Raw genomic sequence first — 612 nt, 5'->3', positions numbered from 1 at the left:
CTGCACAACAATCACGCATTTAATGCAGGCAACGAAGCAATAGTGTGAAACAGGTCACTCGTATCTCATCACTATCGCTGCGATTTAGAGTTTTAGCTTGGCTGTGGAGCACTAATCAGAATAAAGAATATTGGTCACGATCTCCGTTTTCACCGAATTCGCGATAAAACAGTTTTCATGCGCCATGTGGTGCATTTTTTCCAATTGCTCATAGCTTGGCTGCTTATCACCAGAAAATACAACTGTCGGATTTAACACCCCTCTCGAAACCCACTCTTTCCCATTTTCACCAACGGTCAACTCCCCTTCAGCTGCATCAACATAAGAGTCGATAACATAACGACGCTTTGCTGCAATCGAAAGGAAAACCAACATATGGCAACTAGAAAGTGCCGCAACAAACGCCTCTTCGGGATCGACGTTTTCTTCTACCGACAGCGGCAACGGAACAACATGAGGAGATGGCGAAGCAGGAACTAACAAACCGCCATCAAAGCGCCAAGTGTGCGCTCTACTGTATTGATTATCGCTAAAGATTTCATTGGCCTGGCGTTGCCACGCTATTAATGCCGTGTGCTTACTCATACTCATTCCCTGATTGTTGAGTGGTGT

The 612-nt window shown here is 45.4% G+C and carries 1 protein-coding gene; it reads right to left on the bottom strand.

The window, feature by feature from the left end; translation table 11 throughout:
- Positions 1-111: 111 nt before the first annotated feature.
- Complete coding sequence (locus R7093_RS26400; RefSeq protein ID WP_318147173.1) at positions 112-585, bottom strand: OsmC family protein; 474 nt, start codon at positions 583-585, stop codon at positions 112-114.
- Positions 586-612 lie beyond the last annotated feature (27 nt).

The organism is Vibrio sp. 1580, assembly GCF_033340055.1.
Note: the sequence above shows the minus strand (reverse complement) of the source record. Positions and strands in the feature narration are given on the sequence as shown.